The sequence below is a fragment of the Pirellulales bacterium genome (genome assembly GCA_035546535.1).
Taxonomy (GTDB): Bacteria; Planctomycetota; Planctomycetia; order Pirellulales; family JACPPG01; genus JACPPG01.
Window position 1 is genome coordinate 1 of sequence record DASZWQ010000040.1, and the last position, 17810, is coordinate 17810.

Below are 17810 nucleotides of genomic sequence, written 5' to 3' on the forward strand. Positions count from 1 at the left end.
TCCACCTCGCCCAGGATCATTCCTTGGTTAACGAGCTTGGTAAATGGTTCCGGCGTACTCACGAGCTTCAAGTCGTACAGCACCTTGTGCCAGAAGCGCGAGTACAACAGGTGCAACACGGCATGCTCGGCACCGCCGACGTACAAGTCGACCGGCATCCACGCTTTTTCGAGCGCCGGGTCAACGAGCGCCTGGCTATTTTTGGGATCGATGAAGCGCAAGTAGTACCAGCACGAGCCGGCCCATTGCGGCATGGTGTTCGTTTCGCGCTTGTACTTCACACCGTCGATGACCGGGTATAGCCAATCCTCCGGCGCCTCTTCCAGCGGCGGCTCCGGTCGACCATGCGGCTTGAAATGCTTCATCTCGGGCAGGTCGAGCGGCAGGTCTTTCTCGGCAAGAGCACGAATCTGCCCGTTCGGCTGTCCGTCGGGCCCTAGCTCGTGCAAGATCGGAAACGGTTCGCCCCAGAAATGCTGCCGACTGAAGAGCCAATCGCGCAGTTTGTAGTTCACTGCCGCGCGGCCGACACCCTGGGCGGCCAAATCGGCCGTGATCTTTTGCTTGAACTCCGCCGTCGGCAGGCCGTCGTAGGAGCCGGAGTTGATCGCGGTGCCTTCTTCGGTGAACGGTGCATCGCCGGCCAGCACCGCTGCGCGATCGACCTCCTTGGCCTTGCCTGGATCGACGACGGCGACGACCGGAATGTCGAACTGCCTGGCAAATTCGAAATCGCGCGTGTCGTGTCCCGGCACCGCCATGATGGCGCCAGTGCCGTAGCCCATCAGGACATAGTCGGCCACCCAAATCGGCACCGGCTTGTCGTTCACAGGATTGATGGCGAATGACCCGGTGAAAACGCCGGTCTTCGTCTTGGCCAGATCGGTGCGATCGAGATCGCTCTTCCGCGCGGCCTGCTCTCGATAGGCTTGTACCGCCTCGCGCTGCGCCGTGGAGGTTAATCGCTCGACCTGCGGGTGCTCGGGCGCAATTACCATGTAAGTGGCGCCGAAGAGCGTATCGGGTCGCGTCGTGTAGATGCGCAGCACTTCGTCACCGGGCTTGCGCGGGAAGCCCGACGTCTTGCGCTCTGATTGCCAGGCCGTGAAAGCGGCCGGGGCCGCGGCAGTTGCCGTCGTGGCGTCGGCGATCCAGAAATCGACTTCGGCGCCCGCGCTACGGCCGATCCAGTTGCGCTGCAGGGCCTTGATTCCTTCGGGCCAGTCGACTTGCTCCAGATCTTTTTCCAATCGCTCGGCGTAGGCGGTAATGCGCAGCATCCATTGCCGCAAGGGAATGCGGACCACCGGATGGCCGCCGCGCTCGCTCACTCCGTCTTTGACCTCTTCGTTCGACAAGACTGTGCCCAGGTTCGGACACCAGTTCACCGGCGCTTCGAGCTGGTATGCCAAACGGTGTTCGTCGCGGTAGCGCCGCACGGCGATTTCGCCACCGGCTTCGACGTCCGATGGAATCGGCAGGTCGTCGATCGGCCGAGCCCGTTGCTGGTCGGCGTCGAACCAGCAGTTGAAGAGCTTCAAGAAAATCCACTGCGTCCAGCGGAAATAATCGGTGTCGGTCGTGCTGAGCTCGCGATCCCAGTCGTAGCTGAAGCCCAGCATTTGCAACTGGCGACGGAAGGTTCCTATGTTCTTTTCGGTCGTCGTACGTGGCGGCGTGCCGGTGCGAATGGCATGCTGCTCGGCGGGCAAGCCAAAGGCGTCCCAGCCCATGGGGTGCAACACGCTGCGTCCGCGCATGCGGTGGTAGCGGCAAACGATATCGGTAGCGGTGTACCCTTCGGGGTGGCCGACGTGCAGGCCGTCGCCGCTGGGGTAGGGGAACATGTCGAGCACGTAGATCTTCGGCCCGGCCGGCATGCGGGGCGCGGCGAAGGTTCGGTTAGCTTGCCAGTATTGCTGCCATTTCGGTTCGAGCGTGGCAGGGTTATATCGGGGCATGGCGAGTATCTTTGTGCCGCACTGGCGGCGGAAAAAAGTGCCGGGAAGTGGCTGCCGCGGCGGGCGTCCGTGGCCATCGGAGGGCTGATTCTAATTGTTGGCTTGCGCGGCGGCAAACCCCGTCACCGTCGCGATTTGCCGCTGACGGCAGGCGGCCGAGCTGCCGCGGCACCGTCCGAGCATCGCGCGTCTCAGCTTATTGCGTTCACTAGCGACTGCTCTTGAGACGACGCGTCGATTCGGCTACAAGTTCGGCCCCTTCTACCCGGTTTGTTTCAACCACGATTCCGTAGGCAACTCGCCCCGATTGGCCGGCGAGGAGGCTTTCGATGCCACTGCGACACCTTTTATCGGGGATTGTTTGCCTCGCGCTCGTTGGCCCTGGTTGGGCCGAAGAGTTCGACAGCGACGACGCCGATGTCGACTTTCCCTATCACGCCTTCGTCAATACCGACGATGTCTATGTGCGCAGCGGGCCGGGACAGAATTACTATCCCGTGCTCCGCTTGCAGCGCGGCGACCGCGTCGAGGTTTATCGACACGACCCGGGTGGCTGGTACGCGATTCGCCCGCCGGCCGAATGCTTTAGCTGGGTGTCGGCGGAATACGTCGAGCCGGGCGAAGGAAAAATGGCCCGGGTCAAGGGGGAACGCGTCGTCGCCCGTGTCGGCAGCGCCTTCAGCGACATTCGCGACGTGATTCAGGTACGGCTCGACGAAAACGAACTGGTCGAGGTGCTCGAGGCCAAGCGGATCGGCACCGGGCCGGCCGCGCAGACGTGGTACAAGATTTCGCCCCCCGCGGGCGAGTTCCGCTGGGTTTCGGGCCAGTTCGTCTCCAGCCAGCGGCCTGAGCGCGAGGTCCGCAAGCGCGACGCACACAACAATCTGCTTATTGCCCGGCATGCGAAGCAGCACGAACAAGAGTTAGACGAGCGCAGCGCGGCGCGACACGATCGACGCCGCGACGCCGACGAGGATGACTCTGATGAGCCGCGGCGAGGACCGCAGGCACTCGCCATCAAGTACAACGGCGACGCGAACGAGCGCCTCGACGACGACCGCGACGTCGAGCGATCGAAGGTCTCGCACCGCACGACATCGCATCGCGTGCGCGATGAGGATCGCGACGAGCCAGTGGCCGAACGGCGCCGGCCGAGCCAGGCGTCGCGACGCGCGCCTTTGCCGCAAGGGGACGCCGGCTTGATGAAGGAGCTCGAAGAACTCGATTTCCAGCTTTCCGCCGAGGTGGCCAAGGAGCCGGCAAGTTGGAACCTGGCACCGCTGCGCGAGCGCAGCGACGTGTTGCTTTCGCGCAGTGATACGGCGCTCGATCGCGGCCGCGTGCGTCTGGTGCAGCGCAAGATCTCGCGCTTCGACGACATTAAGCAGCGGGCCGACAAGATCGCCATGGCCCAGCGGGCCACCGATTTGCGCAACCAGGACGCTATTCATGCCTCGCTCGGCGGGTCGTTGGGTGTGCCCATGGACGAACGTTTCGACGGGGTCGGCAAGCTGACCCAGGTCTATCCGGCGCAGTCGGGCGTGGCCGGCTATGCCCTGGTCGACAAGGACGGCAAGGTGAAGCAATTCGTCACGGCGGCCCCGGGCGTGAATTTGCGTCCTTTCATCGGGCGCGAAGTAGGCGTGCAGGGAACGCTGGGCTACATGACCGACGCCCAGACCAGTCATCTGACGGCGAAACGCGTGGCCTTGATCGACGAAGGGCGCACGTTGCGATAGCCCGGCGCCGTGCCGGCGGCCGGTTGGCGCGAACTCGTGAGCCACTATATTGCTGGGCAGCCGGCGGCGCGCGGGGAGTCGCCGCACGCTCTCGTTCCTTTTCCTGCGCTTTTGGCGGAGCAATAGCAGAACGGCATGAATTGGCAGGCGGGATTCACGTTGTTCGTGCTGGGCGGCGTGCTGGCGTCGCTGATCTTTACGGCCGTCGGCCCTGATCTTGCGCTGATCGGCGGACTGATCGTGCTCATGATGGCCGGCATTCTGACGCCGGCCCAAATGGTACACGGGCTGTCGAACGAGGGCCTGGTCACGGTCGCCGTATTGTACGTCGTCAGCGCCGGCATGCGCGAGACCGGGGCCATCGATCTGATCGCCATGCGCGTGCTCGGCCGGCCCAAGACAACGGCCGCCGCGATCGCGCGACTCTTGATCCCGGTCACGGCCATTAGCGCGTTTGTCAACAATACACCGCTCGTGGCAATGTTGATTCCGGTCGTGAACGATTGGGCCAAACGGCAGCAGATCGCGGCTTCGAAGCTGATGATCCCGCTGAGCTATGCCGCGATTCTCGGCGGTACGTGCTCCTTGATTGGCACCAGCACCAACCTGGTTGTCGACGGCCTGTACATCAAATCGCAGGGCACAGGTCTGGCGATGTTCGAGGTCAGCAAGGTGGGCATTCCGGCGGCGATCGCCGGCTGTGCGTTCATTATGCTAACCGCCAAATGGTTGTTGCCCGACCGCCGGCCCGCGATCAGCCACAGCGACGATCCACGCAGCTACACGGCCGAAATGCTGGTAGCCGCCGATAGTCCGCTCGTTGGCAAATCGATCGAGGATGCCGGGCGTGTACCTGGCCGAAATCGACCGCGATGGCCTGGTGCTGCCGGCCGTTTCGCCTCAGGAGCGATTGCGCGAGAACGATCGGCTGGTGTTCGTGGGCATCGTGGAATCGGTCGTCGACTTGCAGAAGACGCGCGGGCTCGTGCCGGCCACGGACCAGGTCTTCAAGCTCGAGTCACCTCGCGATGTGCGCTGCTTGATCGAAGCCGTGGTGTCGAACACCTGCCCCCTGGTGGGTAAGACCATCCGCGACGGCAATTTCCGCACGGTTTACAACGCCGTAGTGGTTGCCGTGGCGCGCAACGGTGAGCGCATCAACAAAAAGATCGGTGACGTTGTTCTCTGGCCGGGCGACACGCTCCTGGTAGAAGCCCATCCGTCGTTTGTCGATCAGCAGCGGAACAGCCGCGATTTCTTCCTGGTCAGCCAATTGGAGAACTCGAACCCGTTGCGGCACGAGCGGGCGTTTCTGGCCCTGGGCATCATGGCGGCGATGGTGACGCTGGCAGCGACCGGGATGTTGAGCATGCTGCAGGCGGCGCTGGTGGCCGCGGCGGCGATGCTCGTCACGCGCTGCTGCACGGCGGCCATCGCGCGGCGCACGATCGACTGGCCCATTCTGCTGGCGATCGCTGCTTCATTCGCCTTTGGCGAAGCCCTGGAAAACACCGGCGCCGCCAAGGCGCTAGCCGACGGGATGATCGGCGTGGCGCAGGGTAAACCATTCATCGCGCTGGCGATGTTTTATCTGGTCACGTTGTTGTTGACCGAATTGATCACGAATAACGCTGCCGCGGCGCTCATGTTTCCCTTGGGGCTGGCAACGGCCTCGAATTTGAACGTGAACTTCATGCCGTTCGTCATCGCGACGATGATGGCGGCCTCGGCCGGCTTTGCGACGCCCATCGGTTATCAAACCAACTTGATGGTTTATGGACCGGGCGGTTACAGGTTTAACGATTACGTAAAGATTGGCGTGCCGCTGGATATTTTGATCATGATCGTGACCGTGGCGCTTAGTCCTTTCATCTGGCCGTTTTAGCGGGCGTGAGTGCGATCATCGCGGCGAATCGTCGCGGAATTCGTGGCAAATCGTATGCTGGCACTTGCGTGCAACGGGCCGCATCGGGCTGGACGCATGCGGCGTTTCCAGGTACCCTCGAAGGATTCGTGGTGCTACCAGGCTGCGCGCTTTGATGGCACCGCCGAGGACGGCTCGAATCTCGCATTGGTATCTCGAAAATGCGGACCGCTGTGGTGGCGCCCTGCGAGAGGCTGCTGCGGGCGCACCACGCATGGAAGCACTTCTTTGAACGCGATCCGGTTGCCGGCGAATGACTAAACGCGATTTCTACGCTCGCCATAGCCCTGCGATCTTGCTGATCGCCGTGTTCCTGCTGCCGATCTCGTTTGCCGGCGCGCGGCGCGCGCTGAACAGCAATCAGAATCGCGTCGAGCAATGGTTGCCGGATCAGTACGAAGAGACGCAGGTCTATCAAGAGTTCCGCAAGCATTTTCAGGGCGAAGAATTCGTCCTGGTCAGTTGGGACGGCTGTACGCTGGATGATGAGCGCTTGGCGCTTTTGTCGCGCAAGCTCGTGCCTGAGGAGGGCGACGAGGTGCCCGCCGAAGCGCGCTACTTTACCAAGGCCCTCTCCGGCCCCGCGATTATCGACACCCTCACCAAGCCGCCCATCAACATCACGCATTCCGAGGCGGTCGAGCGGCTGCGCGGCTCGCTCATCGGTCAGGACGGCAAGCAGACGTGCCTGGTGCTGACCCTCTCGCCCGAGGGAAAGAAGAGCCTGCGCAAAACAATCGGCAAGATCTACAACACCGCCGAAAAAGAGTGCAACATCAAGCACGATGCCCTGCACATGGGCGGACCCCCTTCGGACAACGTGGCCATCGACCTGGCCGGCGAGCAGAGCCTGGTGCGGCTGGCGTCGCTGGCGGGCTTCATCGGCCTGGCGATTTCCTGGTGGTGCTTGCGCAGCGTGAAGCTGGTCGCCATCGTGCTCAGCGCCGGCGTGTACAGTGCGATGGCCAGTCTGGCTTTCGTCTGGTACTCGGGCGGCGAGATGAACGCCATCGTGCTCACGATGCCATCGCTGGTCTACGTGGCGGCAATTTCCGGCGCCATCCACCTGGCGAATTATTACCGCGATTCGATCCACGAAGGTGGGCTCGAAGGCGCGCCGATGCGGGCCATCAAGCACGCCTGGCTACCCTTGAGCCTCGCAACCGGCACCACGGCCGTGGGTCTGTTGACGTTGTGCTATAGCGAGCTGGTGCCGATTCAGTTGTTCGGCTTTTACTCGGCCGTGGGCGTGGTGTTCAGCTTGCTCTTCCTCTTCTTCTTCATGCCGGCCGCCTTCGAGCGCTGGCCGCTGACGGATGAGGCGAGCGGCGAAGCGCAAGGCCCCGCGATTGATCCAGCGTTTTTTGGCAACTGGGGCAAGGTCGGCGACTGGATCATTGGGCACAACGGGATCATGACCGCCGCCGGTCTGGCCGTGATCGGCTTTTGTGCGCTCGGTATGTACCGGATGGAGACGAGCGTGCAACTGATGCGGCTCTTCTCGCCCAAGGCCAAGGTCGTGACCGACTATGAATGGCTGGAAGAACATCTCGGCAACCTGATCCCAATGGAAGTCGTGATCAATATCGATCCGCTCACCGCTCGGCTGAATTTCCTCGAACGGATGGAGCTGGTGCAACGGGTTCAGAAAGAGGTCGAGACGATTCCCGAGGTGGGTAAGAGCCTGTCGGCAGCTACGTTCTCGGCCAACCTGGGGCAGATCGATCAGCCGGACGTGCCCAAGCCGAAGAAGCGCCGCGGCCTGCGCGACATTGTCGGTTCAGTCGCCGGTGTGCGCGACGAAAAGAAGCTTGCCGCCGACGTTCGCAATAAGAAGCTCGAAGAGCATCGCGACGAGTATCTGAATAGCGACTACTTGCGCGAGAAGGATGGCCGCGAGATGTGGCGCGTCAGCGCCCGCGTCAGCGCTCTGAAGAACGTCGACTACGCGAAGTTCGTCGCCGACATCAAGGCCAAGGTCGAGCCGGTGCTCGACGACATGCGTGCCAAGCTGGGGCCGGATTCCGCCGCCGGTCTGGAAGCTACTTACACGGGTCTGGTGCCGCTGGTCTACAAGGCCCAAAACTCGTTGCTCGATGGCCTGGTGACCGGATTCATCACCGACTTGATCTTGATTTTCGTGGCTATCGTGGTGGCCATGCGTTCGTTCACATCGGGCATCATTCTCGCCGTGCCCAGTGTGTTTCCGCCGATCGTGGTCTTCGGTCTGATGGGCTGGCTGGGCATCGTCATCGATATCGGGACCGTGATGACACCGAGCGTGGCCCTGGGCGTGTCGGTCGACGATATCGTCCATTTCATGCTGCAGTACCGCCGGGCGATTGCCGCGGGCGCCACGCAGCGTGAAGCGGTGAAGGCTGCCTATCACCATTGCGGCCGCGCGATGTACCAGAGTTGGGGCGTCATCGGTCTGGGCTTGAGCGTGTTCGCCTTGAGCCCCTTCACGCCGACCCAGCGTTTCGGCTGCATGACGATCGCGCTTTTGACCGCGACGTTGCTGGCGAACTTGCTGATTCTTCCCGCGATTCTCGCTGGTCCGCTGGGCACGCTGTTTGCCCGCGGTGCGCGGAAAAAAAAGCCCACGGCGGCCGAGGAGCCGCCACGGCAGACGCCGCCCGCCCCGAAGAGCCTTCGCCCGTTGGATGAATCGCCGCGCATCGAACCGACGCGGCGCCCGGTCAGCAGTAATTAGAGCGCAGCATTTAGCCGGCAGAGGGCAGTAGGCAGCGGGCAGTGAAGAGTCGTCGGTGATCAGTGGCCGGTAGCCAGTAAATTCAACGGCTGACTTCCATCGAGTCCCGATCACTGGCTACCGAACTACCGACTACTGCCTGCTCAAATGGGCAGGGTCGTTCCACGTCCCTGTTCTTTGGCCAGTTGCACCAGCCGGGCCGCCATGGCGACGTCTTCGATCGCCAGGCCGACGGATTTGAAGATCGCCACGCCACCGTTGCGCGTGCGGCCGACGGCACGCCCGACGACGACCTGGGCCAGATCGACGGCCCGCGACCAATCGAAGATGCCTTTCTCGACGGCGTCGACAAAATCGCCCGCCTCGTGCCGGCAGGCCGCGACGCTGTCGCAGACGATCGTATCGGCGCGGCGCACGGTGGTGGCGTCGATCTCGGCGCGCGACAGGGCGTTGGCGCCTACGGCGCAGACGACCGTTCCCTCGGCGAGCGCTGCGCCATCGAAGACAGGCGTCGAGCTGCTGGTGGCCGTGATCACGATCGGTAAATCTTCGGCGGCCTCGTGCGGGCGGTCGACGGCGATGATTTCTGCGTCGAGCTGCGCTTGCATCTTCTCGGCAAATCGTTCCCGCCGCTCTTCAGATCGGCTGTAAACGAACGCGCGGCGCAGCGGCAGCACCGCGGCCGCGGCCAAAAGCTGCGTTTCCGCCTGCCTGCCGACGCCGAACAGGCCCAGCTCATGCGCATCGGACGGGGCCATCGATCGCAGGGCGACACCGGTCGTGGCGCCGGTGCGCAGCCGGCCCAGTTGATCCGCTTCGATCAGCGCTACAAGCGCGCCGGTGGCCTGATCGTACAGGCCGACGTGAAAACGGGCGGCGTTGCGCGTGGTGGTGTAGCACTTCCAGCCGACATAGCCCAGGTATCCGGCCGAGGCGATCATGCTGTGCAGGATGATGCCGGGCGCGCGAGCGCGCACCCGCGGAACATTTTCGGCTTCGGCCGTTACCAGGTGGCGAAACGCCTCCTCGACGATCGCGATCGAGTGCGGCATGTCGATCAGCGCCGTGACATCCGCTTCGGTAAGGTAGAGGACGCCCATGATCGACCTCCTGCGCGAAAACCTTGCCCGGCCTGACCCGCGAATCCTCGACCGCTCGGCGGCACTACGCCTCTCCGCGTGCCGCGAGCATTATACGGCCGCGTAACGAACGACTGCTCGTCCGACGCCGTTATTCTTGCAAATCGGCGATGCGACGGAAATCGTCGCGCAGCGAACGATACAACTGTTGATATTCGGGAAACGCCCGATCGTAGGTTTTCACACTCCCGCGCTGCGGCGCTGTGCTATCGACCACGCGGATCGTGGCGGCGCATGCTTCGCGGATGTTCTTGAATGCTCCGGCGCCGACGGCCGCCAACAGCGCGACACCGTAAGCCGGTCCTTCTTCGGCGTTGATCGTGGCGACTTTCTGGCCGAAGACGTCGGCCTGAATCTGCCGCCACAGGGCGCTTTTCGAACCGCCGCCCGAGGCCCGAATCTCGCGCACCGGAATTTCCAAGCCGCGGATGATATCCAGGCAGTCGCGCAGCGAGTAGGCGACCCCTTCCATGATCGAGCGCAGCAGGTGGCCGCGCCGATGGGCCAGTGATAGCCCAATGAAACACCCGCGGGCGTGCGGATCGGCGTGCGGGGTGCGTTCGCCCGATAGATACGGCAAAAAGAACAAGCCGTCACTTCCGGCCGGGGCACTTTCGGCCTCCTGGTTCAAGATCTCGTACGAGTCGGCCGTCGGGGCATCGCCGGCCGCGCCGTTCATGTGGCACAGCTCGTTCTGAAACCATTGCAGCGAGCCGCCGGCAGCCAGCGTCACGCCCATGACGTGCCATTTGCCGCGAACGGCGTGGCAAAACGTGTGGATGCGTCCCTCCGGATCGATCTCGACCGTGTCGCTGTGGGCGAACATCACGCCCGAGGTGCCGATCGACGTCGAGACGATTCCCTTGGCCACGATACCGTTGCCGACCGCGCCGGCGGCGCAGTCACCGGCTCCGCCAACGACCAGGCAATCGGTCGACAAGCCGAGTTCCTCGGCCGCCTGCGGCGTGAGCTTGCCCGTGACTTCTTCCGATTCGTAGCAGCGTGGCAGCAGGCTTTCGTCGAGTTCCAGCTTCGAGAGTAGCGCACTCGACCAGCGGCGCTTGGCGACGTCCAACAAAAGCGTGCCGCTGGCGTCGCTTACTTCGGTGGCGTACTCACCAGTCAGGCGGCGGCGGATCTCGTCTTTGGGCAGCAGTACCTTGTGCAGCTTGTCGAAATGGCGCGGTTCCTGATTTCGTAGCCACAGAATCTTCGGTGCCGTGAAGCCGGTCAGTGCCGGGTTGGCGACCATCTTGATTAACTTGCGGCGACCGCCGGCACGGTTTTCGATTTCGGCGCATTCGGCCGCCGTCCGCTGATCGTTCCACAACAGCGCGCGGCGGATCACGCGGTCGCGCTTATCGAGAAAGACCGAGCCGTGCATCTGGCCCGAAAGGCCAATGGCCGCAACGTCGGCCGGACGGAGCTTGGCTTTCTTCATCACCGATTGAATGGCCGCGGTCGTGGCTTGCCACCAGTCGTTCGGGTCCTGCTCGCTCCAGGCAGGGCGAGGGTGATAGCAGGGGTACGTCTCCATGGCGCTGGCCAGGATCGTGCCCGACTCGTCGATGACGAGCGCCTTGGTTCCTGAAGTGCCAACATCGAGGCCGAGAAAATGACTCATGGGCGAAGTCAGTAGTCAGTAGTCAGTAGTCAGTAGTCGTTCCGCGCTTGGTGGCCGATTGGACCCGGACCGCGACCTGGGAAGTGAGTATCGATTAGGGCGCAATCGAGCGCTGTGGCGAGATTCTAACCCGGGCAAGCGGCGAGCGACAACCGGGCACTTGGAGACTGAATGCATGTGAGCGCCTGGCGGGGCGGTACGTAACCACAGCGCCGAAAACTCGCGGGTAGCCGAGAGCGGGTTCGATCTCGCACTCCATGGGTACTCGCTGGCGACGTATCATTATGCAATGATCGAAGGTAGTGTCGGAATCCACGTCATGAAAGCTCAAGGCGTCAGCTGGTTGCGTTCGCTCAAACTGAGCGAGACGATACGCGTTGATGTGCCGAGCTCGCCAGAGGCGGTCGCCGAGTGCTTGCGTTCGCATGTGCAAAAGCCGAGTTGGCGGGGCTCGCTGCTGGCCGCGCTCGCGCCTGCTGCGGCGGGACCATTTTGCACATTTCAGGGACAGGTCGCCTTAAGCGGATTTGACCTGTGTCTGGTCCTGCCGGTTTCGGGATCCTTTTCCGTCCCCCGCATAAATGTACGCGGCGTGATCGAGAGCACGTCCGCGGGCGCGTGCGTGACCGCGACAATCGAGCCGGCGCGAAGCGCTGGAGGGTTCGTCGTCGCATTAGCGATTGGACTGTTGACACTATTCTGCGTCGCCTCTGCTTTCATCGGTGCGTATCGTGTTTTACTGTACTTAGCTGGCGCCCTGGCTTTGCTGGCGGTGTACTCGGCAGCCGTCCACGGCGTTTATCGGACGTTATTCTTGCACGAAGCGGAAGAGATTCACCGGCAATTGACATTTGCCCTCTCGCACAAACGTGGCGACTTGTAGCGGCGCCCATTACGTGTGTAAATTGAAGACCGAAGCAACGACGACGCATATCTATCTCGCATTGGCACGATGACCGCCACACCTGTCTCGCTTGTCACCGGCGGTTCGCGCGGAATTGGTCGTGCGATTGCCCTGGAACTGGCCCGGCTCGGGCACGTCGTGCTGGTCAACTACTTGCGGCGGCAGGATGCGGCCGATGAGGTCGTGGCCGCGATCCATCGCGCGGGCGGGCATGCGATCGGCGTGCAGGGGGACGTCGCGCGTAGCGAGGATCGAGAATCGCTCATCGCTCGGGCCCTTGAGTTCGGGGGCCGACTGGATGTGCTCGTCAACAATGCCGGAATCACCTCTCCCGGCCGAAATGATTTGCTGGAAGCAACCGAAGAGAACTGGGATCACGTACTGGGCACGAACCTGAAGGGCCCGTTTTTCCTTGCGCAATTGGCGGCGCGACGCATGATCGAGCTCATTCGCGCTCGCGTGACGACCGGCGGAAAGATCATCAACATCTCGTCGATCTCGGCGTACGCCATGAGCACCGACCGGGCCGATTATTGCATCGCGAAGGCCGGTATGGCCGCCATGACCTGGCTCTTGGCCGAGCGGTTGGCGTCAGAGCAGATTCAGGTCTTCGAAATCTGCCCTGGTCTGATTGCCACCGACATGACAGCGCCGGTCCGCGAGAAATACGACAAGCAAATGGCCGCAGGGCTGGTGCCGCAGCGGCGCTGGGGGGAGCCCGAAGACGTCGCCCGCGCCGTGGGCGTCCTTGTCAGCGACGCACTGCCCTACAGCACGGGTGAGCGCATCAATGTCGACGGCGGCTTCCATATCCGACGGCTGTGACGGACAATTGTCGGTAGCCGTTGTCGAGCAGCACGTGTCTTTGCCCCTTCGCGTGACGAGACTTCGTCATCGACTGGCCCAGGAACTTCCGATGAAATTTGCCCTGCTGGGAATGGACGCTGACGCCCTGGAGCTTGCCCAGGGCGTGGCCGCCAGTCGCGAGCACGTGCTGGCGAGCGCGTGCGACGTTGCGGGGGCCGAGGATCAGTTGCGAGCCTTGGCGCCGCGCGTGCAGTTCGTCGAATTTTGGGAAGCGCTGTTGGCCAGTGACATGGCCGACGCGGTGATCGTCAGCCGCGGCACAGATCCCGAGCTACGGGCCGAACAGTTGCGCAAGCTCGTGCAGGCGGGCGTGCCGCTCATCCTCACGCATCCGGTCGATGATTCGATGCTCATCTGCTACGAACTCGATATGATCCGTGCTGAAACCGGCTGCGTCATGCTGCCGTACATCCCTTATCGCTGGCATGAAGGGCTGAAACGGTTGGCCAGAATCGTCGGCGATGGTGCGGCGTCCCCCATTGGGACGGTCGAGCAAATTGTCATGGAACGTGCACTAGCCGATCGCGACCGGTCCCTGGTCGTGCGGCAATTTGCGGGCGATGTGGAACTGCTACGCATGGTGGCGGGCGAGCTGACAAGCGTGTCGGCCTTGGCGCCGGGTGGAAAGGAAGAGGCGGACTATGCCAATCTGGGCGTGCAACTGACTGGTCCGCGCGGCGTGCTGGCTCGCTGGAGCGTCAGTCCGGCCGATCACGCACCGGGCGCGACGATTCTCGCGCGCGGCGACAAAGGGAAGGCAACGCTCGTCTTGCCCGCGGCGGGCGAGGCGACCACGCTGGAGATCATTTCCGCAGGCCGGACAGTGCAGGAATCGTTCCCGGCCTGGGATCCGGCGTCTGCGGCAATTGCAGAATTTCAAAACGCAATTGCCGGTCGACCCTCCGCACCCACCTGGCCCGACGCGTGCCGCGACGTGGAGCTTTCCGAGGCGATTGCACGGAGCCTCGCCAAGGGACGCACGATCGAACTGCACGACGAAGAGCACTCCGAGCACGGCACGTTCAAGGGGACCATGACCTCCGTGGGATGCGGCCTGCTGTTGGCTTCCCTGGTCGTGCTGCTCGCCGCGGCCGCGCTGGCCAGCATTACGGGTATGCCATTTTTCGGCTACGCGCCGTATCTAATCCTCGGCGTACTGGGAATCTTCCTGGTGCTGCAATCGCTGAAGCTGGTTTTTCCGGACGATACGTAGGGTGCCCTGCGGCACCACGAGGGCCAAGCTGGACGTTGCGCGGTTCCGTACCGCGGGTGACGCAGGGCACCCCACGGGGAAATCTCTGCAGTATTCGCGCAAAAAAAAGCGGCCAGACTCCCGTTGAGCCTGGCCGCTGTTGTGACACCGTAAACAGCCTGGGCGTCCTTAGTGGGCAGCCGACTTCTGCGGAATTCGCATGGCGTAGAACGAACGCCAAACAAAGACCAGCCCGATGGCGAGCATGACCGCTCCGACGACGCCGGTGTAGTCGGTGGTCGACTTCTCGATCGCCGCTTGCTTCATCTCGACGGCGATTTCCACCGCCAGCAAGCCGAACAGAGTCGAGAACTTGATGATCGGATTCAGGGCGACCGAGGTGGTGTCCTTGAACGGATCGCCCACCGTATCGCCGACGACGGTGGCGGCGTGCAGATCGGTCCCCTTCTCCCGCATATCGACTTCGACGTACTTCTTGGCGTTATCCCAGGCACCGCCGGTGTTGGCCATCGAAATGGCCTGAAACAAGCCGAACGCAGCGATGGCGATCAGGTAGGCGACGAAGAAGTTCGGGTTGAAGAAGGCAAAGGCCAGCGTCAGCGACATGAGGGCGATGAAGATGTTCCACATGCCGGCCTGGGCGTACTGGGTGCAGATACGCACGACAGTCTTCGAATCGTTGATATCGGCCTCGGTCTTATTGAGGTCGAGGTTCTTCTTGATGAACTCGACGGCTCGGTAGGCACCCGTCGTAACGGCCTGCATCGAGGCGCCCGAGAACCAGAAGATCACCGTACCGCCGCAGATGAAGCCCAGCAGCACCGGAGCGTCGGTCAGGCTGATCTGAAGCAGTTTGGCGTGCCCGAGCATGAGGATGATCGAAAAGATCATCGTCGTGGCGCCCACGACGGCGGTGCCGATGAGCACCGGTTTGGCCGTGGCCTTGAACGTATTACCGGCCGAGTCGTTGGCCTCGAGATAATGCTTGCCCGCTTCGAAATCGGGGGTGAAGCCGAATTCGCCCTTGATCTTGTCCTTGATGCCGGGAATCGACTCGATCTGCGACAGTTCGAAAACGCTTTGGGCGTTGTCGGTCACGGGGCCATAGCTATCGACGGCGATCGTTACCGGGCCCATGCACAAGAAGCCGAAGGCCACGAGGCCGAAGGCGAAAATCGAGCCGACACCGATCGCTGGCAGCGATTCGCCGTACAGCTTTACTTGCATGATGCTGTCCAAGCCTTGCTGGCTGACGAAGTAGGCCGTGCCCATCAGGCCGGCGATCAGCAGGCCCATCCAGAAGGCGCTGAAGTACCCGGCGACCATGCCGGAGAGGATCGTCAGCGACGAGCCGCCTTCCTTCGAAGCGGTGACGATTTCGTGTACGTGCTTCGAGTGCGAGCTGGTGAAGACCTTGGTGAATTCCGGGATCAACACCGCGGCCAGCGTTCCGCAACTGATGATCGAGGCCAGTTGCCACCATAGATTCGGCATGGCCTTTTCGCCGACGACCAGGTCGCCGATCAAGAGCCAGCTCATGAAGAACGAGGTCGAAATGCAGAGGATCGCCGCGATCCAGATCAAGCGGGTGAGCGGAACTTCGAAGTCGAATTCCTTCTTGCCGCGGTATTGGGCTTCGGAAATTTTCTGATTCACCAGGTACGAGATACCGGACATGAAATCCATCAAGAACCGCATGGCGAAAATCCACACGATCAGCTTGGCCTGCAGGTCCGACTGCGTGGCCGGATCGAGGGCCAGCGTAATGAACGAAATCAAGGCCACGCCCGTCACGCCGTACGTTTCGAAACCGTCGGCCGTCGGGCCGACCGAGTCGCCGGCGTTGTCGCCCGTGCAGTCGGCGATCACGCCCGGGTTACGGGGATCGTCTTCCTTGACGTTGAAGACGATCTTCATCAGGTCCGAGCCGATGTCGGCGATCTTGGTGAAAATACCGCCGGCGATACGCAAGGCCGAAGCGCCCAGTGATTCGCCGATGGCGAAGCCCAAAAAGCAGATGCCCACGATCTCGCGGGGGACGAACAAAAGGATGATGACCATCATCACGAGTTCGAGCGAGATGAGGAACAAACCGATCGACATACCGGCTCGCAACGGAATATTGACCACGTCCCACGGTTCGCCGCGGAGCGACGCGAAGGCGGTGCGGGCGTTGGCGTACGTATTGACGCGGATGCCGTACCAGGCCACCCAGTACGAACCGGTGATACCTACCAAGGCAAAAGCCAGCACCATCAGGCCCGTGCCGACGCTCTTATGCTGCAGGCCGACGAAGTAATACATCATCGCCACGGCGATGATGGCGAAGAGCATCATCAGGAACTTGCCCTGCTGGACCAGGTAGGTCTTGCAGGTCTGGAAGATGATTTCGGCCACGTCGAGCATCGACTGGTGAGCCGGCAAGTTCTTGATCTCGCGCCGCAAGTACAAGCTGATGCCTAACGTCCCGACGATGACGAACGAGCCGTAAAACAACAGATTCCAAGCCGTGATGTCGTTTCCGGCAATTTTGAACGTGCCGGCATTCAAATCCGGGATGGCGAGGTCGGCTTCGCTCGCCAGGACAGTCGAGCTTAAGAGAACCAACACGAACGAGGCGAGTGCCAGACGCATCGCAGTCGTGGGCAGGGTGCGCAACGATCTCACGGCTTGTCTCCGGTACGGTGTTTGACTCTTACTTATGCGGTGATTTAGTGCTCGTCGGGCCGCCGCAACTCAACACGGCGACACCGTTAACGATTTCTTTAGGACCCGCGGCCGCGCTCGAGATGCACCAGGCAACCGCGCTTCAAAAGGGTCTGATCGACTGGCCCCGCTGGCCCCGGATGAAATGCCCGGACAGCGGTACCATCCCCTGGCAGGCAAAAAGACTGCCCGCCCAAAGACCCCCTTGTATGGGCAGTAGTGTAACTATAGGTCCCCAAAGAGGGAAGGTGTGATTCGCGGGGCCGGTTTGGACGCTTCCGGCAGGCCACGAACCGCGCGATTTCAGCGTATCGGGGGCCAGCCCGTTTGGGGACGATGAGGTTCAATCCACCCGGATCGACGGTGCGCCGTTACCAGAGTTCCCAGGGGCCCGGTAAGGGCAGCGTTTTGTCCTGTTTGCTACCTTCCTGAACCCTTTCCCGGCGTCTTGCGTAAAATCACTTGACGCGAATATAGTTGATATATAAAACATATGGAAGGTGAAGCCGATAAGGAAGCAGAGCCATGACCACCGCGCGATTGCAACGCGAGCTGAAAAAGAAGCGCCCCTTCGACGCGGTCGAGCAGGAGGTGGCGCTCGGCATCGTGCGCACGAGCGACCAATTACAGCATCGCTTTACGCGGTTGTTCCGCGACTTCGGACTGACGCCATCACAATACAATGTCCTGCGCATCCTGCGCGGCGAAGGGCAGCCGCTACCGATTCTGGAGATTGCCAGCCGCACGATCACCGTCGTGCCCGGGATCACCGGCCTGATCGATCGATTGGAAGAGGCGGGCCTGGTCAGCCGGCAGCGCTGCGCCGAAGACCGGCGCGTGATTTATGTGTCGTTGACTGCCAAGGCCGCCAAGCTGCTGGCCAGCATCGATCAACCGCTGTTGGATCTGCACAAGCGACTGCTGCGCGGCGTAGCGGCGGGGGAGCTACGCCAATTGGGTGACTTGCTGGAAAAGGTTCGTACGTCGATCGCGGGCGAGCCCGAGTAGCGAACGTGC

General features: G+C 62.3%; 12 protein-coding genes. 8 read left to right on the forward strand and 4 right to left on the reverse strand.

The annotated features are described in order from the left end of the window. The coding region (locus tag VHD36_04975; protein ID HVU86649.1) for a class I tRNA ligase family protein at positions 1-1961 on the reverse strand (1961 nt) is incomplete at its 3' end. Between the two features lie 329 nt (positions 1962-2290). Here VHD36_04975 and VHD36_04980 point away from each other — a divergent pair. The 4 genes from VHD36_04980 (at position 2291) to VHD36_04995 (ending at position 8340) form a co-directional block, all read left to right on the forward strand. Further along, positions 2291-3703, forward strand: a complete 1413-nt coding sequence (locus VHD36_04980) for an SH3 domain-containing protein (GenBank protein ID HVU86650.1) — start codon at positions 2291-2293, stop codon at positions 3701-3703. Between the two features lie 135 nt (positions 3704-3838). Beyond that, a complete protein-coding gene (locus VHD36_04985; protein ID HVU86651.1) occupies positions 3839-4786 on the forward strand; it encodes an SLC13 family permease in 948 nt (315 codons plus the stop codon). Further along, the gene (locus VHD36_04990; protein ID HVU86652.1) at positions 4779-5588 is read left to right on the forward strand and encodes an SLC13 family permease; all 810 of its coding nucleotides are present in this window, start codon (positions 4779-4781) and stop codon (positions 5586-5588) included. The genes VHD36_04985 and VHD36_04990 overlap by 8 nt, the downstream gene beginning before the upstream one ends. A 292-nt stretch (positions 5589-5880) precedes the next feature. Next, positions 5881-8340, forward strand: a complete 2460-nt coding sequence (locus VHD36_04995; GenBank protein ID HVU86653.1) for an MMPL family transporter — start codon at positions 5881-5883, stop codon at positions 8338-8340. A 143-nt stretch (positions 8341-8483) separates the two neighbouring features. Here the strand turns inward: VHD36_04995 and VHD36_05000 are convergent, their stop codons facing one another. Together VHD36_05000 and xylB are read right to left on the reverse strand one after the other, a co-directional pair. Beyond that, the gene (locus VHD36_05000) at positions 8484-9440 is read right to left on the reverse strand and encodes an ornithine cyclodeaminase family protein (protein HVU86654.1); all 957 of its coding nucleotides are present in this window, start codon (positions 9438-9440) and stop codon (positions 8484-8486) included. Between the two features lie 130 nt (positions 9441-9570). Beyond that, positions 9571-11103, reverse strand: coding sequence for a xylulokinase (xylB, locus tag VHD36_05005; GenBank protein ID HVU86655.1), 1533 nt, complete (start codon positions 11101-11103; stop codon positions 9571-9573). Between the two features lie 319 nt (positions 11104-11422). Between xylB and VHD36_05010 the strand changes: the two genes are divergently transcribed. The 3 genes from VHD36_05010 to VHD36_05020 all read left to right on the forward strand — a co-directional run bounded on the left by VHD36_05010 (position 11423) and on the right by VHD36_05020 (position 14087). Further along, positions 11423-11986, forward strand: a complete 564-nt coding sequence (locus tag VHD36_05010) for a hypothetical protein (protein HVU86656.1) — start codon at positions 11423-11425, stop codon at positions 11984-11986. 69 nt (positions 11987-12055) lie between these two features. After that, positions 12056-12832, forward strand: a complete 777-nt coding sequence (locus VHD36_05015) for a 3-ketoacyl-ACP reductase (protein HVU86657.1) — start codon at positions 12056-12058, stop codon at positions 12830-12832. 91 nt (positions 12833-12923) lie between these two features. Further along, positions 12924-14087, forward strand: coding sequence for a hypothetical protein (locus tag VHD36_05020; protein ID HVU86658.1), 1164 nt, complete (start codon positions 12924-12926; stop codon positions 14085-14087). A 168-nt stretch (positions 14088-14255) separates the two neighbouring features. On the opposite strand, the gene VHD36_05025 is transcribed toward VHD36_05020, so the two are convergent. After that, positions 14256-16754, reverse strand: coding sequence for a sodium-translocating pyrophosphatase (locus tag VHD36_05025; protein HVU86659.1), 2499 nt, complete (start codon positions 16752-16754; stop codon positions 14256-14258). Positions 16755-17318: 564 nt separating this feature from the next. Here VHD36_05025 and VHD36_05030 point away from each other — a divergent pair. After that, a complete protein-coding gene (locus tag VHD36_05030) occupies positions 17319-17801 on the forward strand; it encodes a MarR family transcriptional regulator (protein HVU86660.1) in 483 nt (160 codons plus the stop codon). Positions 17802-17810 lie beyond the last annotated feature (9 nt).